Origin of the sequence: Vibrio sp. V31_P5A7T61 (assembly GCF_009904895.1) — a bacterium.
Classification (GTDB): domain Bacteria; phylum Pseudomonadota; class Gammaproteobacteria; order Enterobacterales; family Vibrionaceae; genus Vibrio; species Vibrio metschnikovii.
In genome coordinates this window covers 134,982-158,882 of the sequence record NZ_WXWI01000012.1, presented here as the reverse complement: position 1 = coordinate 158,882, position 23,901 = coordinate 134,982, and the positions used below count along the sequence as shown (strand labels likewise).

Here is a 23,901-nt window from a genome sequence, read left to right as displayed (position 1 = left end):
TAACAAGAGACTATGGCGTCAAGAGTTAATTTTGGCGCTGTTTACATCCCACATGCAGCCGTCTCTGAGCATAGAATTTAGGATAACTACCATCTTTCTGACGCAAGCAATGATCGCTACTTTTTTAGGTTTGCCTGCCGCTAATAACTTTTGATAGTGCTGTTTAAAAACAGGATTACATTGCATTGCAGACATCATGGCCATGTACAAAACCGTCCTGACTTGCATGCGTCCGCCTTTGATCATTCTCTTGCCTTTATAACTACCGCTTTCTCGAGTAATGGGAGCGACACCGATTAATGAAGCCGCTTGTTTGTTGGTGATGTAGCCCAGCTCAGGTACGTTACTGATGATGGAGGCTGCCGCAATTTTTCCGATGCCAGGTACGCTCTGTAATAGCTCATTTTTTGCTTGGTAATCAGGGCATGTCTCGATGAGTTTTTCGATTCTAGTTTCAATATTTTCTATCTGTTTTTTGAGCATGGTAAGTAGGGATTTAATCGATGACGCAACAGTCTTAGGCATGATTTGAGAGCGGTTCTTTTCCATGGTTTGCATGGTCAATAACTGGTTGCGTCTTGTCACTAAGTCACTCATTAAACGAATGTTTTCACTTTTCAATTGTGTGAGTTTCGGTTTAATCGCTTCCGCGTAATGGGCAATAAGAGCGGCATCTAAGCGGTCATTTTTAGCTCGATGTCCAAGGGCGCCGGAGAACTTTTTGATATGTAATGGATTAGCAATGACATAGGGTAACTTAGCGTTATCGCAGGCTAAGATGAATGGCATTTCTAAGCGTCCGGTGGCTTCGATGACAATACGTTCAGGGTGGTACTTTTTAATGGTTTTGATGGCTTGTTTAATGCCTTTTTCATCATTGGAGACATTAAAATAGATATCGAGAGGACGGATATAGATATCTAATTGTGACTTGCCGGTATCAACGCCGACATTAATGTTTTGCAGTGTATTTGTATTCATAATAAGCTAACTCTTGCTTGCTAAATGCGGGTTCGAGACCCAGAAGACTATTCGAGTGTGGTGCTTGGAGTTCTATCTGACGTTCGCTCTTGTTATCGGTCTCTCGATAGAGGAGCCACACTTCAATCGAACTATCAGATAGAGAACTTTAGTTGCAGCTAAAGTCTGGGTCTCACTTTACCCTGATTCGTTAGTTATTATCCATACAAGCCGCTTTCAAACTGGGACAGCAATATCAATGTGATTGCGACTAACCCACCGTTTGGCGGCACAGAAGAAGATGGGATTGAAAAGAACTTCCCTGCCGAAATGCAAACTCGTGAAACCGCCGATCTGTTCTTGCAGCTTATTGTCGAAGTATTGGATAAAGATGGTCGCGCTGGTGTGGTGTTGCCTGATGGCACCTTGTTTGGTGAAGGCGTAAAAACCAAAATCAAAAAGATGCTGACGGAAGAGTGTAACCTGCACACGATTGTTCGCTTACCTAATGGCGTGTTCAACCCGTACACGGGCATTAAGACCAACATTCTGTTCTTTACCAAAGGCAAACCGACCAAAGACGTGTGGTTCTATGAGCACCCTTACCCAGAAGGCGTAAAGAACTACAGCAAAACCAAACCGATGAAGTTTGAGGAGTTCCAACAAGAGATTGATTGGTGGGGTAACGAGGCCGATGGGTTCGCTAGCCGTATCGAGACCAAGCAAGCTTGGAAAGTGTCGATTGAAGATATTATCGAGCGCAACTTTAACCTTGATATTAAAAACCCGCATCAGGACGAAGTCGTCAGCCATGATCCTGAAGAGTTACTGGCGAGCTATCAGCAGCAGCAACAAGACATCAAATCACTGCGTGACCAACTGAAAGGCATTCTCGGAGATGCGCTTAGCTCTACCATTCAAGGTAAAAAGCAAGCTGGAGAACAATAATGGCAGTCGAAAACCTGATCACCGAGCATATTGATATTTGGACGTCGGCAGAAAAGACCAGATCGACCTCTGGTCGCGGCAGCAGTAAGAAGCTAGAACTGTATGGCGTTAAAAAGCTGCGTGAGCTGATCTTAGAGTTAGCGGTGCGAGGAAAGCTTGTTCCTCAAAATCCTAATGATGAGCCTGCTTCAGTGTTGCTTGAGCGTATTGCTGCTGAAAAAGCACAGTTGGTGAAAGAGAAGAAGATTAAGAAACAAACAGCTCTTCCTGAAGTTACTGAACAAGAAGCTCCATTTAATGTTCCAAAGGGTTGGGAATGGACGAGGCTTGGCAATTTAAGTAGTGATATTCACTATGGGTATACAGCTTCAGCAAAACCCAATTCGGAAGGAGTCAGACTTCTTAGAATTACTGACATTCAGAATGATAAGGTGAACTGGGAGACAGTCCCTGCTTGTGATATTACTGAAGAAAAAGCTAAATCTTACTTACTTGAAAATGATGATATTTTAATTGCTAGGACAGGTGGCACTATAGGCAAGTCATATCTTGTTGAAAATATCGACTTACAAGCCGTCTTTGCATCATATTTGATACGTGTAAAAAGAGTTCAAGCAGTCTATGCGCCATTTACTAAGGTATTTTTAGGAAGCCAGTTGTACTGGAAGCAACTGATTGAAAACTCTGCTGGAACAGGACAACCTAATGTAAACGCGACGGCGTTAAAGCAGTTGTTGTTTATTGTACCACCATTCAATCAGCAGAAACGTATCGTCGCCAAAGTCGATGAGCTAATGACACTCTGCGACCAGCTAGAGCAACAAACTGAAGCTAGTATCGAAGCGCATCAAGTGCTGGTAACGAATCTGTTGAACACACTCACCAACTCCGCCGATGCTGATGAGTTAATGCAAAACTGGGCGCGAATCAGTGAGCATTTCGATACCTTATTCACTACTGAAGAGAGTATCGACCAGCTTAAACAAACCATCTTACAACTGGCGGTAATGGGTAAGTTGGTTCCACAAAATCCAGATGATGAGCCTGCTGCTGAGTTACTGAAAAGAATAGCGGAAGAAAAAGCACTGCCGCCGATTGCTGAAGATGAAAAGCCGTTTGAACTGCCTAGTGGGTGGGAGTGGTGTCGAGGAGATGAGATTGCTGACTTCATAGATCCTCAGCCTAGCCATAGAACTCCTCCCAAAGTAGAAGGGGGTGTTCCGTATATTGGCTATACAGATATCGACCATAACAGTGGTATAGACTTCAACAATGCTCGAAAAGTTGGTGGGAATGTATTAGAGGAACACCGTGAACGATATACGTTAAGAGTAGGTGATTTCGTATTTGGAAAGATTGGTACATTAGGAAAACCATTCTTTCTGCCAAAACCGTTTGATTATTGCCTGTCGGCAAATTTAATACTGATTCAACCCAAAAATGAGCATGTAACTCCTAAATTTTTAGCGTTATACCTCAATAGCCCGACTCTTTATCAGGTTCTTGGTGAACAAAAAACAAATAGTACTCATGGTGTTTTTGGTATTAAGAAAGCGAGATTACTACCAATACCTCTCCCACCAATACAAGAGCAAGATTTGATCGTAGCAAAAATTGAGGAGCTGGAAACCATTTGTGAGCAGCTAAAAATGCGGTTAATAGATTCCCACACCACAAAGGTAGAACTTACCGACACCATTGTTGAACAGGCAGTATAACCATGAGTCTATACAATATCGCCAATAAAAACCTCACCGCACTGACACCGACCACCTTTGCAGCCGAAGGGCTGCAAGAAAGGCACGATTTACAAGAAGCGCTGAAAGGCTGTATAGATGCCATCGCTCCTGATTGTTTGGTGATATCAGAGGAGTTTTCAGACTGGGAAGACAGTCGTCGCCGTATAGACCTTCTAGCCATCGATAAAAATGCCAACTTAGTCGTCATCGAGCTAAAGCGGGATGAAATCGGTGCGCATATGGAACTGCAAGCGCTACGCTATGCCGCAATGATCTCTACCATGACGTTCGACAAAGCGTGTGACTACTATGCCCAGTACCTTAAGAAAGAAGGCCAAGAGACTGATGCTCGCGAAGCCATTCTGGAGTTTGTCGATCTTGATGAAAACAGCTTAGATGACTTTGGTAACGATGTTCGAATCGTTTTGGCCTCAGCAGACTTCGGTAAAGAACTCACCACTTCCGTCTTGTGGTTGCGTGACAAAGGCATCGATATCAGTTGTGTGCGCCTCACGCCCTATCGCTACAAAGAAGATGTACTGATCAATGCTGAACAGATCATCCCTGTACCCGAGGTGGAAGAGTACCAGGTGAAGTTCCGCGAGAAGCGTGCCGAGCAGCGTTCAAAAAGGCGAAAAAGATTACTCTGAGTACCGCTATAACGGCCATACCTATAAAAAGCGTCACCTCGCGCTCGCGTTAGTCACGGACTGGATCGAGAAGCATCAGCCACAAAGCTTGAATGATGTACTCAACGCATTTAACGACCCCGTAAGACGACGCATTGCCATCCTAGCGGAACAAATTCCTCAAGGTAGAATTCGCCGTTTCCACAGCGATGAAGACGCGCTGATTACGCTGCCTAACGACGAGGTGATAGCCATCACCAACCAGTGGAGCCTCAGCAATATCACTCGATTGATTCACTTTGCAGAGCAAAGTGGCATGGTTGTAGAAAAAGCAGACTGATTCAGCTACCCAAAGTCGCAAGTAACAAGCTTTGAGTAGAACATCGTTCTCCTCGAAGCATTTTTATTTGTTAATCAAATACCCAATCTTTACTATTTTAAGATTAGGATAAGAACATTGTTCCGAGTACAGTTCAGTGCACTATCGAGATGGTTGCTCACATCAAAACAGGTGTTATTTAAAAGCTAGCGTGAGATAAGGCAATACATACCCTTTGAGCTTAGACTCTATCTGTTCCACTGTTTTTAGTTGATCGGGTAGAACATTGTTCATAGGTGTTTCAACATCTATAACAGTGACCAATCTACTCAACCCCCCGTGGCTCATACGACTCCTTAGAGATAGATAAACTTTAGCGATGGTTTTATCACCAATAAGAGCAACCATCGCAAACAAGCTTGGTCCCTCTCTCCTGAGCGAACATCGCAATAATGTAAATATTATAAATTGTTTCATTTTTTTGTGATAATATCCGCGAAACTTTTCCTTACCAATGACTCTGGACATGAAGTTTCCCGGACAACGCAAATCGAAACACTACTTCCCTATTCACGCCCGTGATCCACTTGTAAACCAAATACAACAAACGCCTAAGCTTCGTCATCCAACTGTGGTTGGTGTTGGGCAAACGATTGTTGATATTGAAGCCAGAGTAGATGATGCTTTTTTAGCCAAATATCAATTAAGCAAAGGCCACTCGCTGGTTTTAGAAGAGAGTCAAGCCGACGCTCTTTACGAAGAACTGATCGAACGCAAACTCATTACCCATTTATACCCGGGTGATACCATTGGTAATACGCTGCACAACTATTCTGTGCTCGCCGATAGTAAATCTGTCTTACTGGGTGTCATGTCTAAAAATATCGAAGTGAGCTCTTACGCCTATCGATATTTATGTCAAACCTCTTCACGCATGAATCTAAACCATCTACAAACGGTGGATGGTCCAATCGGTCGTTGCTATACCTTGATCTCAGAAGATGGTGAACGAACGTTTGCGATTAACGAAGGGCATATGAATAAGCTGCGCGCCGAGAGTATTCCTGAAGAAGTCTTTGCTAAAGCTTCTGCATTGGTCGTCTCTTCTTATCTGATGCGTGGTAAAGCCGAAGATCCGATGCCACAAGCGGTACAACGAGCTATTGGATTAGCCAAGGCTCATCATGTACCCGTGGTATTGACCTTGGGGACAAAATACGTCATCGAAGGTAATCAAACTTGGTGGCAAGAATATCTTAAGCAACATGTCACCGTCTTAGCGATGAATGAAGAAGAAGGGGAAGCCTTAACCGGAGAGAAAGATCCGCTCTTAGCTGCCAATAAAGCCTTAGATTGGGTGGATTTAGTATTGTGCACTGCTGGCCCTGTTGGATTATACATGGCAGGTTATGTTGATGATTCAGCAAAACGTGATACTGAACTACCACTACTGCCTGGTAACATTCCTGAATTTAACCGCTATGAATTTAGCCGCGCGATGCGTAAGGAAGATTGTCAACAGCCAGTAAAAGTCTATTCGCATATTGGCCCCTATTTAGGTGGCCCATTAGAAATCAAAAATACCAATGGCGCTGGTGATGGTGCTCTGTCCGCTTTGCTGCATGATATGGCAGCGAACCGCTATCATCAAAACAATGTGCCTAACTCAGCAAAACATGCGTTACCTTATCTAACGTATTCATCTCTTTCGCAGGTTTGCCGTTATGCCAACCGAGTTAGCTATGAAGTTTTAACACAGCACTCACCTCGTCTATCGAGTTCATTACCTGAACGTGAAGACAGTTTAGAAGAAGCGTATTGGGATCGTTAATCTCTCTAACCCACCTTCGTGCATGACATAAAACGATGACTGAAGAGACGTCATCACTTTTGACCACAGCCGGGCTCAACCTAGCTGTGGTCAATTTTATCGAATCGAGCATCATCTTCTTAAACTCAAGAAAACTCATCGAGATTTCCTTAATTATCACAAATTTGACTTATAACTGACTGATAATACACATTGTTAATTGAGCGCTACTGAACGACACGTTATAGTAGGTTACGGATAACAATATTAAGATCAGGTGTACTGGCATGTTGTTGACAGAAGAAAACACTATCGAACCGCCTCATTCACTTCTCAGTCGTCACCAACAGCGTTTGATTCATATCTTCGATATCTTTAGTGAAGGTATTTTCCATATGGACCGATATGGAACCATGACTTTTTATAATCCGAGCTTTTATCAGCAGTTTGGCTTTAATTCGGCCACTATTGGTTTAGAAAATTGGATGGCGTTGGTTCACCCACTCGATAGGATGGCACTAGAACAACGCGTCGATGGTCATCTTAATCAGGAAAGTCGAGTCACCACTGAATATCGCGCAAAAACCGTTGATGGTCGCTATATCTGGTTACTGGGTACTGCAGTAACTAAAGTCGAAAACGGTGAAATGTTTATGGTCGGCAGTCATCGAGATATTTCTGAACAAAAAAAGATGACGTCTTTTCTGCAACAAGCCGCATTTTATGATGTGGTTTCTGGTATGCCGAATACCACAAAGTTACTGCGAGACATTGATGATGCTAAACGTGCTGCATCGCCAGCGACACTGATATATATTCAAATTGAAGATATTAAATCCTACCTAAATCAGTACAGCGCTGAAGTCATTCAACATATTCTTCATCATATGCATAATGCGTTAAGTAATCTGATTCATCACCACTCGACACTGTATCGCGTACGTTCCGACGATTTTGCTATTTTATTACGCGAATCCGTGTCAGACCAAGATTTACCTCTATTGTGTCAATCGATTCTTGAGCGTTACTCTCACTCTGCTCAAGAGCAAGGTCACCTATTGGGTGACCGAATGAACATTGGTGTTTTACCGCATTTTTCGGATCAACTCAGCGCGGTACAAATTCTCAATATTGCGGCACAAACCTGTCAATACGCGGGAGAAAAAAGTCGCTCAAGAATCGAGATTTACGCAGGGAAAACTCAGCATACGGTGGATCGCTACTTTTTTATTGAACGCGGTTTAAAAGAAGCGTTATGTCATCACTCTTTGTCGGTTAAATTTCAACCCATCATTCATGCGCAAACCGGTAAAGTCGCCAGCTTTGAAGCTTTAGTTCGTTGGCGGTCGTCAGAGTTTGGTGAGATCTATCCAGATGAGTTTATTCCGGTAGCGGAAAAAAAGGGACTGATCACCGAGTTAGGCTATCAAGTCTTTGAAAAAGCTTGTCAGTTTATTCATCGTTACCATGTTCAGCATGGTTCAAGTACGCGAGTGAACGTCAATGTGTCTGTTTTGCAACTGCTCAACAGCAATTTTCCAGCCAATATCAAAATGATGGCTGATGCCGCTGGCGTCTGCCCTTCATCCATCGTGCTCGAGCTGACCGAAACCGTGATATTGGACGGCAACCGACATGCTTTAAATCAACTGAATACACTCAGTAAGATGGGGTTTCAACTGTCACTGGATGATTTTGGCGCTGGCTTAAGTTCCATTTATAGCTTCTTTGATTTGCCCCTAAATCAAATCAAAATTGATCGAACAATGGCTTTGAAGACACTGACGAATGCCGCCTCTGAAGAGTACTTACGATTTATTGTGCAGCTATGCCGCTCAAGAGGCATGGATATTGTGATTGAAGGGATAGAAAACAGCGCAATGCAGCAAAAATTTTGCCAAATGGGCGTCAACTATCTACAAGGTTACTGGTTCTCGAAACCTCTTTCTTTAGCCACCGCCAGCCGCTATACCCTACTCAATTAAACCTATCACTTCCTCTTTTGCTGATAACGTGCGTACCCTAAAAGTAATAGTACAGCGCTGATCAAGCCATCAATAGCACCACCTCCCGAAGCATTAGGCGACGCAATACTTCCTGAGTCTGCAGCAATGGGCGCAGGAGAAACCGATGAATTATCACTCCCCGCTAAAAATGCTAAACGCGCCTCTTCTGTAACGATATAGTTGGCCGTCAGCTGTCCATTTAATACTTGATCTATCCATTGACGATAACCATAAATCTCCGTAAATACGGAGGTAACCTGTGATTGTGGAAAACCTACGCCACATTCCGCGGGGCCAAAACTTGTGATGCCCACTTGCACCAAATGACCCGCATTATTCCAGTAGATAGGACCTCCCGAATCCCCTTGACAAGTTCCATTAGCAAGACGGCTATCAGGATTAATGCCGTCCCCTTTAAAACAGAGATGATGTGGATTTAGCGCTAACGCGAACGGCGTAATATCCAACTGACAACGAGCATTCGATACATACTGCATAGTGGTAAACAGTAATCGGTCGTCTTCATCAAATCCTGAACGCGTATTACCGTGACCCACCGCTTCAAAAATACCGTCATTATCGTCATCATCACGACCATTAAATCCAAGTCGATAAGCTTGGCTCGTTGGTCGATTCACAAACCCTTGCCCATTTAGCCCTCGCTCTAAACGGATGATCGCGATATCGTTCGCCCATAATGAGTTAACGGAATCATCGTAATTGGGATGATAGAAAAACGCTTCGCCACGTACTGTGGTGATATTACCATTAGGAAAATCCGATTCATTATCAACTTGAGTCGCTACCGTAAACAGTAACCATGGAATATCTAACGATCCTCTTCCATCAAACAAACAGTGCGCTGCAGTTAATACGTGTCGATCGTCAAGCAAAGTTCCACCACAAAAACTCGCCGGACTGTAGCGACGATCATATTCAATACGATCATAAAACAAGCTAACGAATGAAGGATAAGTGGTAATCGTCGTCGGTTTACCATTAACGATACGTGATGTCAGATCAGCAAAAACCATGGGGCTCATTAATAGCGTGAGGCATAAAATAACCATCTGAATGGGTTTCTTTATCATAGACACCTCATATATTTAGCTAAGTAAGATAGTTAAAGTGTAGTTCTAGATAACGGAATCAACCCAAAAAACTTGATACAGCAAGTGAATAGTGCGTCATCAACCTCGATAAACAGAGGTCAATAATAAGATTAGAATCGGCGAACTGATCCAACCGAATTAGCAATTCAAATTGTAAGAAGGAAAGAGAAAAGAAAACCATTAGACTCGTGGTATTTTGCAAACAATTACCGAGTGAGTCATTGAAAAATTAAGACCTTTGAGCGAAAAGAAGAATAAAGCAGCATGGTCGTACTGCTCTATTCCTAACATTAATCGAGAAGAGATAAGTAAATAATTCGCTATCCTCGATAATAGCGTTGGGGGACGAATGGCATCTTCTCAATCGTCATCGGCAGCATTTTACCACGGACTTCAGCAAACAACTCATGACCAATCACCGCGAGATCCGCTCGAACATATCCCATTGAAATAGGCTGCTCCGCTGTCGGCCCGACGGTTCCACTGGTAACGATACCCACTTTATTACCATCAGAATCGAACAACTCTGTTCCTTCCCGAACAGGCGCTTTAGTTTGCCCCACTAATCCCACTCGCTTACGATCAACCTGTTTGCTCTCTATCTGTTTTAGAATAATTTCAGCACCGGGAAACCCGCCAGCCCGTTCGCCACCGATCCGGCGCACGGGTTGTATCGCCCAAAGCAGACTGGCTTCTACTGGCGTGGTGGTTTCGTCCAAATCATGACCATACAAACACAGGCCACACTCTAAACGTAGCGAATCACGAGCTCCAAGGCCTATCCACTCGACATCGGAATGCTCCGCTAATGCTTGTGCAAACGCGACAGCTTTATCAGCAGGTACGGAGATTTCAAAGCCGTCTTCTCCTGTATACCCACTACGGCTGACAATGCATTCAATGCCGTTGATCGCTAAAGTTTGGATATCCATAAAACGCATATCTGCTACCGCAGGTTGCCACTGAGCCAATATCTGAGCCGCCTTTGGACCTTGCAGAGCAAGTAGTGCTCTGTCTTCAATGACTTCCAAGTGGACCCCAGCAGGCAAATGCGCGGTTAAATGGGCTATATCCTGTGCTTTACAGGCTGCATTAACCACTAAAAAAAGATGATCGCCTAAGTTGGCCACCATCAAATCATCTAAAATACCACCTTGTGGATTGGTGAAAATCGCATAACGCTGCTTACCAACCGGTAAATCGATGACATCAACCGGAACTAAACGCTCTAAAGCCGCGGCCGCATCAACACCATGCAAACGCAATTGTCCCATGTGTGAAACATCAAACAATCCAGCCGCTTGACGCGTATGTAAATGCTCTTTTTTAACACCGAGCGGGTATTGAACCGGCATATCATACCCAGCAAAAGGGACCATTTTTGCGCCTAATTCAACGTGCACAGCATGCAAAGGAGTAGTCAGTAGCGAATTTGAGTGGGGTTGTTGCGTCATTGTTTTCTCCATGTGGCGAGTTGCCGATCAAGCCGCCAGTTGATTGAGCGCTCTCTTGATAGCCATATCATCACGCTCAAGTGTTTGGCTTAAGTTTCCAATAATAAACAAGAAAAACAAGCATGCGCTTATTTTGATTGCCGAACAAGTTGCAGCCAAGACACGCTGCGAGAATTAACACTTAGATCACAATTTACTTATCCGTCTTTGCAACAAAATGGCTTCAACCGACAGGTCCGTTACTTTGCCGTAACCCATAAAATCAAGGCGTCTTGCTCACTAACAGACACTAACATATGCCCCATCGTCGCATCATAATAGACACTATCGCCTTCGCTAAGAGGCACTGGCTCATAAAACTCACTATAGAACAGCACCTCACCGCTCAAAATTAGCAGGAACTCTTCACCGTCATGCCTTACCCAATCGGGATAATCGCTAAAATCTCGAGCGCGGATGGTGCTTTTGAACGGCATCATTTTTTTATTGGTCAACTGTGTTGCCAATAGCTCATGTTCATAAGTAGGCGTTGGATGTGGTTTCCCTAGTCCACTACGAGTAATATCTCGACGACCAGTAGCGATAATTTTCTTTGGTGGGGCAAAGAGTTGAGGCATATCGATTTGCAATCCATGCGCGAGTTTTTGCATCGCTTGGAAGGTCGGCGAAATCTGCTCGTTCTCTATTTTACTTAAGGTAGAGCGAGCCAATCCCGTTCTCTGACTCGCCTCTTCTAGGGTAATTCCCAAATTCGCTCTAACTTGCTTAATGCGTGGCCCTAATTTGAGTGGCTCGATGTTTTCTGAGCGATCTTCTTTAGCTAATGTCATGGATGGATACTCATCATGAATGGGCTCTGTCATGCTTATTATCCTGTAGTGAACCGCTATCAATAAGTATCATTGTGCATCAAGCCTAACACAGAAAAAAGAGTCACTCGCAAGTAAAGCGTGCTTTAAGTAGCAAAAACAGCACTCTTGTTTCCTATAGGAAATTTTTAATTGATTGTTGATTTGGCAAGGGGTATGTTACCAACATGTTAGCCAAGCAATCGTTTGGTTCAATGACGTTCAATACCCTCAAAAAGAACAGATTGGCTCAATTCAGTGAGCAAGCACACAAAAGTTCTTTTTGAACTATTGCACACTCGCTCGGCGAGCGTTCGCTACCAATTTGGAGAAAAAACAATGGATAAAACACTGAAGTTTACTGATAGCCATGAATGGGTGCGTGATAACGGCGACGGTACCGTCACGATTGGAATTTCAGAACATGCCCAAGCGATGTTGGGTGATGTGGTGTTTGTCGAGTTACCCGAGCTAGAGAGTGAATTTGACGCAGGAGATAATTTTTCCTTGGTTGAATCAGTCAAAGCGGCATCTGACATTTATGCTCCCGTATCGGGCATGGTTATCGAAATTAACGAAGAACTATCCGATCGCCCAGAGCTGATCAATGAAGAGCCTTATGAATCTGGCTGGATTGTTAAAATTAAAATGTCCGATGCTTCTGAACTCGATGATCTTAAAGATGCCGATGAATATCTGACGTTGATTGAAGAAGATTAATTGATCAACAAGCTGCCACCTAATGGGCTAAAGCCACCTGATATGGTGAAAACCAAGGCAGCTTTTCATCATAATTCTTATTCACGACAACCCAGTGATATCAATTATCCGTCAACGCTTATCGGTATAATTAGCGTTATCGAACATGATGGTAAGCCATACTACAGCTCTATCTATAGGTAAGGGAAAATGACCGAGTTACTGCACCGCCTAAGCACACAAAACGAATTTATTGCACGCCATAACGGACCACGCGTCAATGATCAACAGACCATGTTAGCCACTATTCAGGCTTCCAGTCTTGATGCGCTAATTAACGAAACCGTCCCCGCGAATATTCGCTTAGAAGCCGCCCTTGATATTGGTGAGCAGCAAAGTGAAACCAACATGCTCGCGACGCTGAAAGCCTTTGCTCAACAAAACCAGATTAAGCGTACTTTTATTGGTCAAGGTTACTACAACACGTTTACGCCTCACGTTATTTTACGCAATGTACTCGAAAATCCTGGTTGGTACACGGCTTATACTCCTTACCAGCCTGAAATCTCTCAAGGTCGCTTAGAGTCGCTGCTTAACTATCAACAAATGATCATCGACTTAACGGGTATGGAGATCGCCAACGCGTCATTATTAGATGAAGCGACAGCGGCCGCAGAAGCCATGGCGTTATGCCATCGCGCTGGTAAAAGTAAAAGTAACGTCTTTTTTGTCGCGGACGATGTCCATCCTCAGACGATTGAAGTCATCAAAACCCGAGCTGGATTCCTTGGCTTTGAAGTGAATGTCGCGCCTATCGAGAGTTTGGCGGAGCAAGATGTGTTTGGCGCATTACTGCAATACCCAAATACTCGCGGTGAAGTGCGCGATTTAACTGCCATCATCGAACAAGCACATCGCAATAAAACTTTGGTCACCGTCGCCACCGATTTGCTGGCCAGTGTGCTGCTTAAACCGGCCGGAGAGATGGGGGCGGATGTTGTGATTGGCTCAGCACAACGCTTTGGTGTGCCAATGGGCTATGGTGGCCCTCATGCCGCATTCATGGCCACTCGTGATACTCATAAGCGCACCATGCCAGGTCGTGTGATTGGGGTTTCCATTGATGCCAAAGGCAATCAAGCGCTGCGCATGGCAATGCAAACGCGTGAACAGCATATTCGCCGTGAAAAAGCCACCTCCAACATTTGTACTGCACAAGCGCTACTGGCGAATATGGCAGCCTTTTACGCGGTATACCATGGTCCTGAAGGACTTAAAACTATCGCGCGTAGAACCCATCATTTCACCGCGATTCTTGCCGCCGGGCTAACCAAAGCGGGCTATGAGTTAGATCATCATAGCTTTTTTGATACGTTAACCATCAACACTGGATCGGCAACAGAAAAGCTTTATCAGCAAACGCAACTAGCCGGAATGAATCTACGTAAATCGGCGCAGCAAATTGGTATTAGCTTGGATGAAACGACGACGGTTGAAGATATCAAAGCTCTATTTGACGTTTTTGCTGTTAACGAAGCGATTGACGATTTATCGACCACCATTGCTGACAATGAATTAGCTGCGATTCCTGAATCTTGCCGCCGCCAATCCAGCTTCCTTACTCATCCTGTGTTCAACACCCATCATAGCGAAACGCAAATGCTGCGCTATATGAAGAAACTGGAAAATAAAGATTTCTCTTTGGCTCACGGTATGATCCCACTTGGCAGCTGTACCATGAAGCTCAATGCCACCGCTGAAATGATCCCGGTCACTTGGCCAGAATTTGGCGCGTTACATCCGTTTGCACCAAAACAGCAAGCGCAAGGTTACGCCGCACTGGCTAACGACCTTAAACAGAAATTATGCCAAATTACCGGTTACGACGCTTTTTCACTGCAACCAAACTCTGGCGCTTCTGGTGAATATGCGGGTCTGATTGCTATTCAGCGTTATCACCAAAGCCGTGGTGAAGGACACCGCGATGTGTGTTTAATCCCAAGTTCGGCTCACGGTACTAACCCAGCGACCGCTTCCATGTTATCGATGAAAGTGGTGGTCGTGAAATGCGATAATAATGGTAACGTTGATCTGACTGATCTGGCTGCAAAAATCGACAAACATCGTGCAAATCTTTCCGCGATCATGATCACCTATCCTTCCACTCATGGCGTCTATGAAGAACAAGTACGCCAAGTGTGTGAAATGGTGCACCAAGCTGGCGGCCAAGTGTATCTCGACGGTGCCAATATGAACGCACAAGTTGGCCTCACCTCTCCCGGTTTTATTGGTTCAGATGTGTCGCACCTTAACCTGCATAAAACCTTCTGTATTCCACATGGTGGTGGTGGTCCAGGCATGGGACCGATTGGGGTTAAATCTCACTTAGCGCCTTTCTTACCCGGGCATATTGAAGGTGGTGTGGAAGGCACGCAATACGCCGTTTCTGCCGCGGATTTAGGCAGTGCGTCCATTTTGCCTATTTCTTGGGCTTATATCACCATGATGGGCTCAAGCGGATTAGAACAAGCAACCAAATTGGCGATTCTTAATGCCAACTACATTATGGAGCGCCTGCGTCCACACTACTCCATTTTATATCGTGGTCATAATGGTCGTGTCGCGCACGAATGTATTATTGATATTCGCCCATTAAAAGAGCAAAGCGGGATCAGTGAAGAAGACATCGCCAAGCGCTTAATGGATTATGGCTTCCATGCGCCAACCATGTCATTCCCCGTCGCGGGTACACTAATGGTTGAGCCAACCGAATCCGAAAGCTTAGCTGAGCTCGATCGTTTCTGTGAGGCTATGATCGCTATTCGCCAAGAGATAGATAAAGTGCAAACTGGCGAGTGGCCATTAGAAGATAACCCACTAGTCAATGCGCCGCACACGCAAGTCGATTTAACCGTTGAGCAATGGTCACATCCTTATTCTCGCGAAATCGCTTGTTTCCCATCAGAGCACAGCAAAACCACCAAGTACTGGCCAACCGTCAATCGCGTCGACAACGTCTATGGCGATCGTAATCTGGTCTGTACCTGTCCAAGCATTGATAATTACGAAGAGTAATAAACCGCGACGATCACTCGTCCCTAGTTCTGTGCTAATTTGAAAATCAATGGCGAGCTTAATGGCTCGCCTTTTATCCTCTCTTATCAAGGCAAACACTGTTAACACAAAGATTTCCTTGGTTTCACCTTGAGAAACTGAGACAATACAGCGTCAATTCCTACAAGATTATTATTCATGAAACTGTTAGTTAGAAATTTATCCCGTACTACCACCGAACAAGACATCCGCGTTTTATTCTCCGCTTTTGGTGAAGTAAAAGCGTGTAATCTAGTACTGGACCAAATCACAGGTCACTCAAAAGGCTTTGCATTTGTCGAAATGCCAAATCTCGAAGAAGCCAAACAAGCCATCGCGAATCTCAATTTAAGTGATGTCCATAAAAGCAAGATTCGCGTTAAAAAAGCCGATTAAGCGTTTTTTACACAGCGTATACACAAGATATTAGGCGTTAAGCATACACCCTAACTCTTTGTTATTCATACACAAGCTCCCTAAAAACAATCAGACATGAAAAATAGTTCTCGCTATTTAGGATTCTGTGTGTATAGTTAAAGTTGGCTCTTACAGAAGAGTTGTTAATGTACATTCAGTGTAAGTTTTGTTTTATACAAGTCGCGAAACCTTTCGTTAAACCTGTGTCAACTTCACCTAGATAGACCATTCAATAGCTTGCGTTATCAGCCAAAATTCATTCTATTAAATTTAAGATATTTAGAGGTAACTATGTCTGGTAAAACGACTGGTACAGTAAAATGGTTCAACGAAACTAAAGGTTTCGGTTTCATTTCTCAAGACAACGGCGGTAAAGACGTGTTTGTTCACTTCAACTCCATTGTCTCTGATGGCTTCAAAACATTAGCTGAAGGTCAAAAAGTAAGCTTTAATGTTGAAGAAGGCAAAAAAGGTCCACAAGCGACTGAAGTAACGCCTCTGTAAGCTAAATTTCAAAACGCAGTGCTCTGCACTGCGTTTTACTTCCCCCCTGCACTCTCGTTTATTCTCCGCTTATTGCAGTCTCACTTTATTAGGAAATCTATGTCTAGAAGATCGACCAGACAACGTCAATGGTACAAATTGTCTCGCAAGAAAGAAGCTTTTTATAGCAACAAATAACTCTCCTTTGTCTTAATCTATTGCCTGTTATCCATGGCTCTGCTTAACCATCATACCTCCGATTAGCCTGCTGACATCATTAGTTCGTCAGCATGTAACGGAAGGCTGAGATGTCTCTTTTTACTATCATTCTCCTTTACAAGCATTTTTTACACGTTACTATCGCAGCAAAATGGTCTTCTTCACCCTATTTAGCCTTACTACGAGGGTTTTATGCTGTCAGATAGTGAGATTTGCCGTACAACTCCCCTACAAAACATTGAGCTCATCGCTAAAAAAGCTGGCTTATTGACTGATGAATTTCACAACCAAGGCTCTTATAAAGCCAAAGTTTCATTACACTGCTTACAACGCCTTAAAAATGTCTCTTCAGGAAAATTAATCTTAGTTACGGCCATTACTCCTACGCCACTTGGCGAAGGTAAAACGGTGAACACGATAGGCTTAGCACAAGGTCTTGCGCACTTAAACCAATCCGTTATCGCTTGTATCCGTCAACCCTCCATGGGACCGATTTTTGGTGTCAAAGGCGGAGCGGCAGGTGGTGGCTATTCACAAGTTGCACCGATGGAAGAGCTCAACTTACATCTTACCGGTGATATTCATGCCGTCACTTCGGCGCATAACTTAGCCGCAGCAGCGATTGATGCCCGTCTATACCACGAAACTCGTCTTGGTTACGAAAATTTCTCCACACAGACAGGGTTACCTGCACTGCGAATCGATCCTAAACGTATTGTTTGGAAACGAGTGGTCGATCATAACGATCGCGCCCTGCGTTACATCACTGTCGGCCGTAATCCTGAAGGCCAAACAACGAACGGCATTGAACGAGAAGACGGCTTTGATATTTCCGCCGCTTCTGAATTGATGGCGATTTTAGCGCTGGCGAAAAACTTAGCCGATTTACGTCGCCGACTTGGTCAGATTATTCTCGCTTATGATCTCGATGGACAAGCGATTACCGCCGAAGATCTCAAGGTCGCGGGGGCTATGGCGGTTTGTATGAAAGACACGATAATGCCAACGTTAATGCAAACCTTGGAAGGCGTTCCAACCCTCATTCACGCGGGTCCCTTTGCCAACATTGCCCATGGTAATTCATCGATTATTGCTGATGAGATTGCCAGTAAGTTAGCGAATTACACCGTGACAGAGGCTGGTTTTGGCTCTGATATGGGCTTTGAAAAAGCGTGTAATATTAAAGCCAATGTAGCTAATAGAGCCCCAGATTGTGCCGTTATCGTCGCAACTTTACGTGGAATTAAAGCCAATTCAGGGCTATTTGAATTCAAGCCGATAGACAGTCAGTTACTTTTTCAACCCGACAACGCGGCACTGACCGCCGGCTTCACCAACTTACAATGGCATATCGATAATGTGAATCGCTATGGTATTCCAGCCGTGGTGGCCATCAATCGTTTTCCACAAGATAGCGAAGAGGAGCTTCAGCAACTAGTTAGTCTGATTAAACGTCTACCTAATGATGTCAAAGTCACTGTTTCAGATGCCTATTCTCAAGGAGGGCATGGCGCACTAGACCTTGCCCAGCAAGTCATCGCTCAATGCCAAAAAACCACACATTTTAAACCTCTTTATCAAGCGCAAGATTCACTACTCGATAAACTCACTGCGGTTGCGAAAAGTTATGGCGCAACGACCATCGAGCTTAGTGCACTGGCTAAGCAACAACTGGCCGAATTAGAAACGCTACCTTATCAGCATTTCTCCGTTTGTTTGGCTAAAAATCCGATGTCTCTCACTGGAGATCCAGCCATTAAGGGTGCGCCCAAAGCCTTTACTCTCACCATTAGAGAGTTAAAACCATGTGCTGGTGCGGAATTCATTTATGCCTTATGTGGCAACGTGCTTACCATGCCCGGACTTCCAGCAAAACCCAGTTTTATGGCGATTGATCTCGATAATGATGGCAACATCATTGGTTTGAGTTAACCAATAACTGATCAGCAAGAGCAATTTCTTCACTTTGTTGCTCTTTCTTGCTCTATTTTACGTATAGATAACAGAGTCTTGATATTGTCGATAAGACACTACTGCTTAGCGTGCTTAAACAATGGTAATACACTCCGCTTTTTAGCACGACGGCCGTTTTAAATAGGCAATAATCACCATCACTGGTCATCTAAATAAAATAGGTAAAGGGCAAGATGAAGCGTTTTACAATATGGTTTTCCTCCAGCGTGCTAACGCTATTAGTTCTATTCTCTATCACTACTCGAGCGAATAATCCGTCTTTATCCGCAGCAGAGTCGTCTTATGCAATCGCGACTTTAGCGGGAGGATGCTTCTGGTGTACAGAGGCCGATTTAGAAAAACTCGAGGGCGTCGTCAATGTTGTCTCTGGTTACGCAGGTGGTACATTAGCAAACCCAACCTATCAGCAAGTATCATCTGGAAAATCGGGACATATTGAGGTCATTCAAGTCACTTTTGATGAGCATCTGGTCAGTTATGAACAAGTGTTGGATTATTTCTTACGCCACATCGACCCAACAGACGCAAAAGGTTCGTTTGTAGATCGCGGGCTACAATATCGACCAGCGATTTTCTACCATGATTCAACCCAAAAGCAGATCGCTCAACAGTTAATAAAACAAGTGGATGCTTTAGGTATTTATCAAAAGCCCCTGAATACTGAATTGATTGAGTACACCGAATTTTGGCCTGCGGAAGAGTACCATCAAGATTTTTATAAAAAGAATCCGATTCGTTATAAATACTATCGTCATGCTTCAGGACGAGATCAATATTTAGACCAGATTTTTGGTCGTGAGCGTAATAAGAACCCCATCACATTACGTCAATTGATTGACAAATCGCTTGCAGAACAAAACATCAAGACCTACCACAAGCCATCGCCTGAAGAGATTCGAGCCAAGCTAACAGATGTACAATATTATGTCACTCAGCAAGAAGGCACGGAAAGGGCTTTCAATAATGAATACTGGGATAATCATCAACGCGGTATTTATGTAGACATCGTCACTGGGGAACCACTCTTTTCGTCGCAAGATAAATTTCGCTCAGGAACAGGCTGGCCAAGCTTCACCAAGCCGATTAATTCAGCGTACATTATTACCAAAAGCGATTTTCGTCTTTTCTATACCAGAACGGAAGTACGCAGTCGGTTCGGCGACTCACATCTTGGTCATGTCTTTAAGGACGGTCCGGCACCTACTGGCCTGCGTTACTGTATGAACTCTGCGGCAATGCGTTTTATTCCAGAAGAGAAAATGGCAGCGGAAGGATATGGCGATTATTTGCCCTTGTAGCATGAATTGAGCTGATATTCGACGAACAAGGTTGTTGCTCTACAACCCAAGAGATTGAGATTAACTCGATAACGTCGTGCAATCTCATCACTCGCGCCAGCGGCAAATAAAAAGCCCCTCATTATCTCTGATGAGAGGCTTTTTATCTATTAACACCACAACGAGGTATTAACGTAATCCATGCAAAAATTCGGCGCGGGTGGCAGGGTTAGATTTAAATATCCCCCCTAAAGCGGTCGTGGTGGTTACGCTTGTCGCGTCCATGACACCTCGAGACTTTACACAATAGTGGGTAGCATCAATCGTTACCGCAACATCATCCGACTCAAGTAACGTCTGCAACGCAACTAAAATCTGTTGCGTTAAACGCTCTTGCACCTGAGGGCGCTGAGCAAAAAAACGTACAATGCGATTAATTTTTGATAGGCCAATAATTTTACCACGTGGAATATAAGCGACCGCAGCTTTACCATCGATGGTCACTAAATGATGCTCACAGGTACTGGTCACGGTAATATCCTTAACGCGTACCATTTCACTGACTTTCATTTTATTTTCAATGACGGTAATTTTTGGGAAGTTTTTATAATCAAGCCCAGAGAAAATTTCATCGACATACATTTTGGCAATCCGATGCGGTGTCTCTTGTAGACTATCATCCGCTAAATCTAGACCCAGAAGAGTTAAGACTTCACGCATATGAAATTCAATTTGCGCTTTTTTCTCTTCACGGCTAATTGCATTGGGTTGCATTGGCGTTTCCTGACCGCGGCTCTCTAGTGCTGCTTTCACTAACTGGGCGGATTCGCTCAAAATTGACATTTCCCCTACCTCTTCATTACCCCTCTCGAATGGCAGACAAGAATACTCGGATTTTTGAATAATTACATCCCTATTTTATGGGCGGACATTATTGTCATGCCCTTTCTGTGTTAAAGTACCGACAAAAATAACCACCATAGGATCAACAATATGGGCTGTTGTGATGCGCCGGGCTTAATGCCGATTGAAGATGCACTGCATTCCATGCTTTCTCGTATTACCCCAGTGAATCAAACACAGCAACTTCCGCTTGCTGAAGCTCTGGGGTTTGTCTTAGCCGAAGATGTTCTCTCTCCGATTCCTGTGCCTCCTTTTGATAACTCAGCAATGGATGGCTATGCCGTCAGACGCGCTGATATCGTCCATAATCAACCCTTGCCCGTAGCAGGAAAATCGTTTGCAGGTCAACCATTTACTGGAGAGTGGCCACCACTGACCTGTATTCGGATTATGACTGGCGCACAAATTCCAATCGGTTGCGATGCGGTGATCATGCAAGAGCAAGCGCAAGTCACCGAGCACGGTATTCAATTTTCTGTGAACCATGTTCAACCCAATGCCAACATTCGTCCGATGGGCGATGATATCGGACACAATGATCTGGTCTTGCGCAAAGGTGCACGCTTAACCGTTCGTGATATCCCAATGATCGCGACTTTGGGTATCAGTCATGTGAACGTATTACGTAAACCTAAAGTCGCCTTTTTCTCTACCGGAGATGAACTAAAACCACTCGGTGAGACGCTCTCTGAAGGACAGATTTACGATAGCAATCGCTATGGTATTAAACCGTTGATTGAAAATTTTGGCTGCGAGGCTATCGATCTGGGGATCATCCCTGATTGCCCAGCGACATTAAAAGCGACCTTTAATCAAGCGCAACAGCTTGCGGATGTCGTCGTCACGTCTGGTGGAGTTAGTGTCGGAGAGGCTGATTACACCAAAGATATCCTTGCCGAACTTGGCGAAATCGGTTTTTGGAAGCTCGCGATAAAACCAGGTAAACCTTTTGCTTTTGGTCGATTAGAAAACGCTTGGTTTTGTGGTTTACCGGGCAACCCGGTTTCGGCGATGCTGACTTTGTATGTTCTGGTACAGCCTATGCTGGCCAAACTGGCCGGACACAGCGAATGGCAAGCGCCTCAGTCTATTCCTGCACGAACCAAAAGTCCCTTCAAAAAATCGCCAGGCCGCACCGACTATCAGCGTGGTATTTATCACCTTGAAAATGGACAGTTTGTCGTAGAGAGCACCGGCAATCAAAGTTCTGGCGCTTTTCGTTCAATGAGCCTTGCTAATTGTTTTGTGGTATTAGAGCAGGATCGTGGGCGAGTAGAGGCTGGTGAGATCGTGAATATTCAGTTGTTTAATGCCTGTTTATCTTAAGGAACACTATGGATATTTTATCTGACCAAGAGATGCTGCGTTATAACCGGCAAATCATCCTTAACCAGTTTGATTTTGAAGGGCAAGAGGCGCTTAAACAAAGCTCTGTATTAATTTTAGGTGCAGGAGGCTTGGGCTGTGTCTCCAGTCAATATCTGGCTACGGCAGGTGTCGGTACGATAACCTTGATCGATGATGACTGCGTCGAACTATCGAATTTACAGCGCCAAGTGTTACATAGTGATGCCGATGTCGGTCGTAAAAAGGTCGACTCTGCAGCAGAATCATTGCGCCAACTCAATCCCTATCTAATCGTCAATACGGTGGATCAACGTTTGGCTGACGAGCCGCTAAAACGCTTAATCGAACAACATACTGTAGTAGTCGATGCTTCGGATAATGTCGAGGCGCGTAATCAATTGAATCGACTCTGCTTTGCAACGAAAACGCCGTTAATATCTGGCGCGGCGATTCGTATGGAAGGCCAAGTCTGTGTATTTCGATACCAGCATCCTGATGAACCTTGCTACCAATGCTTAAGTGCTCTTTTTGGCCACCACGTACTCACTTGCGTTGAAGCGGGAGTAATGGCACCTGTCGTCGGTATTATTGGCGCAGTCCAAGCCATGGAAGCGATAAAAATCATCGCCGATTATGGACACACCAAACTGGGTAAGCTTTTAATCTTGGATGCCTTATCAATGACCTGGCGTGAGATGACTTTACCTAAACAGGCCAGTTGCCCAATTTGCCACACCTGAAGGATAACGACGTGAAAAACGCGGTATTTTTATTGAGCCGCATGCTCACTACTCCCCCTTATTATAAGGAATAAGCCGCATGTCCCCACTGATTACTCCAACTTGGCTCTATGAACATTTAAGCTTACCTCAGTTAGTCATTTTGGATTGCAGCATTGAATTTCAGATTCCGAGCGAAGGTGAAAAAGATTGGCAAAACAAAATCCCCGGCTCACGTCGATTTGATTACGACCATGAGTTTTGCGACATTGAGAGTGCTTTGCCACACATGATGCCTGCCCATACGCGTTTTAACCATCTCGCGCAACAATTGGGCATCAACCAAGATTCAGTGATTGTCGTCTACGATAATAGTGGGACGTTTGCTTCTCCCCGCGCTTGGTGGATGTTCCGTGCTTTCGGTCATCAGCAAGTCTATATTCTCAATGGTCGATTACCAGCATGGAAAAAGGCAGGTTATCCTTTGGCTCAAGCGTACCTAGCGACCGTAGAGAACGGTGATTTTACTGGTGAACTTGAGCCGCGTTACTTTGTTGATGCTAACTACGTATTGAGCAAACTCAACGATCCGGCCAGCCTTACCATCGATGCACGCTCAGCAGAGCGTTTTCTAGCTCTGATTTCTGAACCTCGCCCAGGCATACGAAGTGGTCATATCCCGCATTCATGCAATCTGCCCTTTACTCACTTGATGAATGGTGGCGAGCTAAAACCAATCGACGAATTAACCCCTATTCTCGCCGATAGTCTATCGGCTGCTGATGAGTATCTGTTTAGCTGCGGATCTGGCGTGACGGCGTGTATTGTTCTTCTCGCCGCTTATCTTTGTGGTTATCAAAACCTCGCCATTTACGACGGTTCATGGACAGAGTGGGGACAACGTAATGAGCTACCTATCGAGCCATCCTGATCGCGTCATTATCA

At 44.4% G+C, this 23,901-nt stretch carries 18 protein-coding genes and 2 pseudogenes; 14 read left to right on the top strand and 6 right to left on the bottom strand.

Annotation, left to right across the window (positions count from 1 at the left end; all coding sequences use genetic code 11):
* Window positions 1-18: 18 nt before the first annotated feature.
* The gene (locus CAG58_RS01785; RefSeq protein ID WP_161425384.1) at window positions 19-981 is read right to left on the bottom strand and encodes an IS110 family transposase; all 963 of its coding nucleotides are present in this window, start codon (window positions 979-981) and stop codon (window positions 19-21) included.
* 207 nt (window positions 982-1,188) lie between these two features.
* On the opposite strand from CAG58_RS01785, the pseudogene CAG58_RS01780 reads away from it, so the two are divergent.
* The 3 genes and pseudogenes from CAG58_RS01780 to CAG58_RS01770 form a co-directional block, all read left to right on the top strand.
* Window positions 1,189-1,908 (top strand): annotated as a pseudogene (locus CAG58_RS01780) (N-6 DNA methylase); the annotation flags it as partial.
* Window positions 1,908-3,626 carry a restriction endonuclease subunit S gene (locus tag CAG58_RS01775; RefSeq protein WP_161425276.1) on the top strand — a complete coding sequence of 573 codons (1,719 nt, stop codon included), beginning with the start codon at window positions 1,908-1,910 and terminating at the stop codon, window positions 3,624-3,626. The pseudogene CAG58_RS01780 and the gene CAG58_RS01775, both read left to right, overlap by 1 nt.
* Window positions 3,627-3,628: 2 nt before the next feature.
* Window positions 3,629-4,616, top strand: a pseudogene (locus CAG58_RS01770) (hypothetical protein).
* 174 nt (window positions 4,617-4,790) lie between these two features.
* Here the strand turns inward: CAG58_RS01770 and CAG58_RS16790 are convergent.
* Window positions 4,791-5,123: a hypothetical protein gene (locus CAG58_RS16790; protein ID WP_202598170.1), complete on the bottom strand. Its 333-nt coding sequence runs from the start codon at window positions 5,121-5,123 to the stop codon at window positions 4,791-4,793.
* Between CAG58_RS16790 and CAG58_RS01765 the strand changes: the two genes are divergently transcribed.
* Complete coding sequence (locus CAG58_RS01765; RefSeq protein WP_158137271.1) at window positions 5,122-6,426, top strand: inosine/guanosine kinase; 1,305 nt, start codon at window positions 5,122-5,124, stop codon at window positions 6,424-6,426. The two genes, CAG58_RS16790 and CAG58_RS01765, sit on opposite strands and share 2 nt — an antisense overlap.
* A gap of 266 nt (window positions 6,427-6,692) precedes the next feature.
* Window positions 6,693-8,390 carry an EAL domain-containing protein gene (locus tag CAG58_RS01760; RefSeq protein ID WP_154171164.1) on the top strand — a complete coding sequence of 566 codons (1,698 nt, stop codon included), beginning with the start codon at window positions 6,693-6,695 and terminating at the stop codon, window positions 8,388-8,390.
* 5 nt (window positions 8,391-8,395) lie between these two features.
* Here the strand turns inward: CAG58_RS01760 and CAG58_RS01755 are convergent, their stop codons facing one another.
* The 3 genes from CAG58_RS01755 to CAG58_RS01745 all read right to left on the bottom strand — a co-directional run bounded on the left by CAG58_RS01755 (window position 8,396) and on the right by CAG58_RS01745 (window position 11,840).
* Window positions 8,396-9,502: a S1 family peptidase gene (locus tag CAG58_RS01755; RefSeq protein WP_161425277.1), complete on the bottom strand. Its 1,107-nt coding sequence runs from the start codon at window positions 9,500-9,502 to the stop codon at window positions 8,396-8,398.
* 341 nt (window positions 9,503-9,843) lie between these two features.
* Window positions 9,844-10,977 carry a glycine cleavage system aminomethyltransferase GcvT gene (gene gcvT, locus CAG58_RS01750; protein ID WP_158137269.1) on the bottom strand — a complete coding sequence of 378 codons (1,134 nt, stop codon included), beginning with the start codon at window positions 10,975-10,977 and terminating at the stop codon, window positions 9,844-9,846.
* 239 nt (window positions 10,978-11,216) lie between these two features.
* Window positions 11,217-11,840, bottom strand: coding sequence for a helix-turn-helix domain-containing protein (locus CAG58_RS01745; protein WP_161426192.1), 624 nt, complete (start codon window positions 11,838-11,840; stop codon window positions 11,217-11,219).
* A gap of 324 nt (window positions 11,841-12,164) precedes the next feature.
* Between CAG58_RS01745 and gcvH the strand changes: the two genes are divergently transcribed.
* The 6 genes from gcvH to msrB all read left to right on the top strand — a co-directional run bounded on the left by gcvH (window position 12,165) and on the right by msrB (window position 20,008).
* Window positions 12,165-12,545 carry a glycine cleavage system protein GcvH gene (gene gcvH, locus CAG58_RS01740; protein ID WP_154171168.1) on the top strand — a complete coding sequence of 127 codons (381 nt, stop codon included), beginning with the start codon at window positions 12,165-12,167 and terminating at the stop codon, window positions 12,543-12,545.
* Window positions 12,546-12,734: 189 nt separating this feature from the next.
* On the top strand, window positions 12,735-15,599 hold the full coding sequence (gene gcvP / locus CAG58_RS01735; protein ID WP_161426191.1) for an aminomethyl-transferring glycine dehydrogenase: 2,865 nt from the start codon (window positions 12,735-12,737) through the stop codon (window positions 15,597-15,599).
* A 177-nt stretch (window positions 15,600-15,776) separates the two neighbouring features.
* Window positions 15,777-16,013 carry an RNA recognition motif domain-containing protein gene (locus tag CAG58_RS01730; RefSeq protein WP_004396630.1) on the top strand — a complete coding sequence of 79 codons (237 nt, stop codon included), beginning with the start codon at window positions 15,777-15,779 and terminating at the stop codon, window positions 16,011-16,013.
* 312 nt (window positions 16,014-16,325) lie between these two features.
* Complete coding sequence (gene cspE, locus CAG58_RS01725) at window positions 16,326-16,538, top strand: transcription antiterminator/RNA stability regulator CspE (protein WP_004396631.1); 213 nt, start codon at window positions 16,326-16,328, stop codon at window positions 16,536-16,538.
* A gap of 390 nt (window positions 16,539-16,928) precedes the next feature.
* A complete protein-coding gene (locus tag CAG58_RS01720) occupies window positions 16,929-18,668 on the top strand; it encodes a formate--tetrahydrofolate ligase (RefSeq protein WP_161426190.1) in 1,740 nt (579 codons plus the stop codon).
* A gap of 215 nt (window positions 18,669-18,883) precedes the next feature.
* Window positions 18,884-20,008, top strand: a complete 1,125-nt coding sequence (gene msrB, locus CAG58_RS01715) for a peptide-methionine (R)-S-oxide reductase MsrB (protein WP_161429862.1) — start codon at window positions 18,884-18,886, stop codon at window positions 20,006-20,008.
* Window positions 20,009-20,176: 168 nt separating this feature from the next.
* Here the strand turns inward: msrB and folE are convergent, their stop codons facing one another.
* Complete coding sequence (folE, locus tag CAG58_RS01710) at window positions 20,177-20,830, bottom strand: GTP cyclohydrolase I FolE (protein WP_004396634.1); 654 nt, start codon at window positions 20,828-20,830, stop codon at window positions 20,177-20,179.
* 150 nt (window positions 20,831-20,980) lie between these two features.
* Between folE and moeA the strand changes: the two genes are divergently transcribed.
* From moeA to CAG58_RS01695, 3 genes are all read left to right on the top strand, one after another.
* Complete coding sequence (gene moeA / locus CAG58_RS01705) at window positions 20,981-22,216, top strand: molybdopterin molybdotransferase MoeA (RefSeq protein ID WP_161426647.1); 1,236 nt, start codon at window positions 20,981-20,983, stop codon at window positions 22,214-22,216.
* A gap of 8 nt (window positions 22,217-22,224) precedes the next feature.
* Complete coding sequence (gene moeB, locus CAG58_RS01700) at window positions 22,225-22,977, top strand: molybdopterin-synthase adenylyltransferase MoeB (protein ID WP_161426646.1); 753 nt, start codon at window positions 22,225-22,227, stop codon at window positions 22,975-22,977.
* A 79-nt stretch (window positions 22,978-23,056) separates the two neighbouring features.
* Entirely contained in the window at window positions 23,057-23,887 is an 831-nt protein-coding gene (locus CAG58_RS01695) for a sulfurtransferase (protein ID WP_161426645.1), read from the top strand.
* Window positions 23,888-23,901: the final 14 nt, after the last annotated feature.

What these genes read in the sequence shown, in the direction of transcription:
- CAG58_RS01785 (WP_161425384.1), bottom strand. Translation starts at nt 981, where the DNA reads ATGAATACAAATACACTGCAAAACATTAATGTCGGCGTTGATACCGGC.
- CAG58_RS01775 (WP_161425276.1), top strand. Translation starts at nt 1,908, where the DNA reads ATGGCAGTCGAAAACCTGATCACCGAGCATATTGATATTTGGACGTCG.
- CAG58_RS01765 (WP_158137271.1), top strand. Translation starts at nt 5,122, where the DNA reads ATGAAGTTTCCCGGACAACGCAAATCGAAACACTACTTCCCTATTCAC.
- CAG58_RS16790 (WP_202598170.1), bottom strand. Translation starts at nt 5,123, where the DNA reads ATGTCCAGAGTCATTGGTAAGGAAAAGTTTCGCGGATATTATCACAAA.
- CAG58_RS01760 (WP_154171164.1), top strand. Translation starts at nt 6,693, where the DNA reads ATGTTGTTGACAGAAGAAAACACTATCGAACCGCCTCATTCACTTCTC.
- CAG58_RS01755 (WP_161425277.1), bottom strand. Translation starts at nt 9,502, where the DNA reads ATGATAAAGAAACCCATTCAGATGGTTATTTTATGCCTCACGCTATTA.
- gcvT (WP_158137269.1), bottom strand. Translation starts at nt 10,977, where the DNA reads ATGACGCAACAACCCCACTCAAATTCGCTACTGACTACTCCTTTGCAT.
- CAG58_RS01745 (WP_161426192.1), bottom strand. Translation starts at nt 11,840, where the DNA reads ATGACAGAGCCCATTCATGATGAGTATCCATCCATGACATTAGCTAAA.
- gcvH (WP_154171168.1), top strand. Translation starts at nt 12,165, where the DNA reads ATGGATAAAACACTGAAGTTTACTGATAGCCATGAATGGGTGCGTGAT.
- gcvP (WP_161426191.1), top strand. Translation starts at nt 12,735, where the DNA reads ATGACCGAGTTACTGCACCGCCTAAGCACACAAAACGAATTTATTGCA.
- CAG58_RS01730 (WP_004396630.1), top strand. Translation starts at nt 15,777, where the DNA reads ATGAAACTGTTAGTTAGAAATTTATCCCGTACTACCACCGAACAAGAC.
- cspE (WP_004396631.1), top strand. Translation starts at nt 16,326, where the DNA reads ATGTCTGGTAAAACGACTGGTACAGTAAAATGGTTCAACGAAACTAAA.
- CAG58_RS01720 (WP_161426190.1), top strand. Translation starts at nt 16,929, where the DNA reads ATGCTGTCAGATAGTGAGATTTGCCGTACAACTCCCCTACAAAACATT.
- msrB (WP_161429862.1), top strand. Translation starts at nt 18,884, where the DNA reads ATGAAGCGTTTTACAATATGGTTTTCCTCCAGCGTGCTAACGCTATTA.
- folE (WP_004396634.1), bottom strand. Translation starts at nt 20,830, where the DNA reads ATGTCAATTTTGAGCGAATCCGCCCAGTTAGTGAAAGCAGCACTAGAG.
- moeA (WP_161426647.1), top strand. Translation starts at nt 20,981, where the DNA reads ATGGGCTGTTGTGATGCGCCGGGCTTAATGCCGATTGAAGATGCACTG.
- moeB (WP_161426646.1), top strand. Translation starts at nt 22,225, where the DNA reads ATGGATATTTTATCTGACCAAGAGATGCTGCGTTATAACCGGCAAATC.
- CAG58_RS01695 (WP_161426645.1), top strand. Translation starts at nt 23,057, where the DNA reads ATGTCCCCACTGATTACTCCAACTTGGCTCTATGAACATTTAAGCTTA.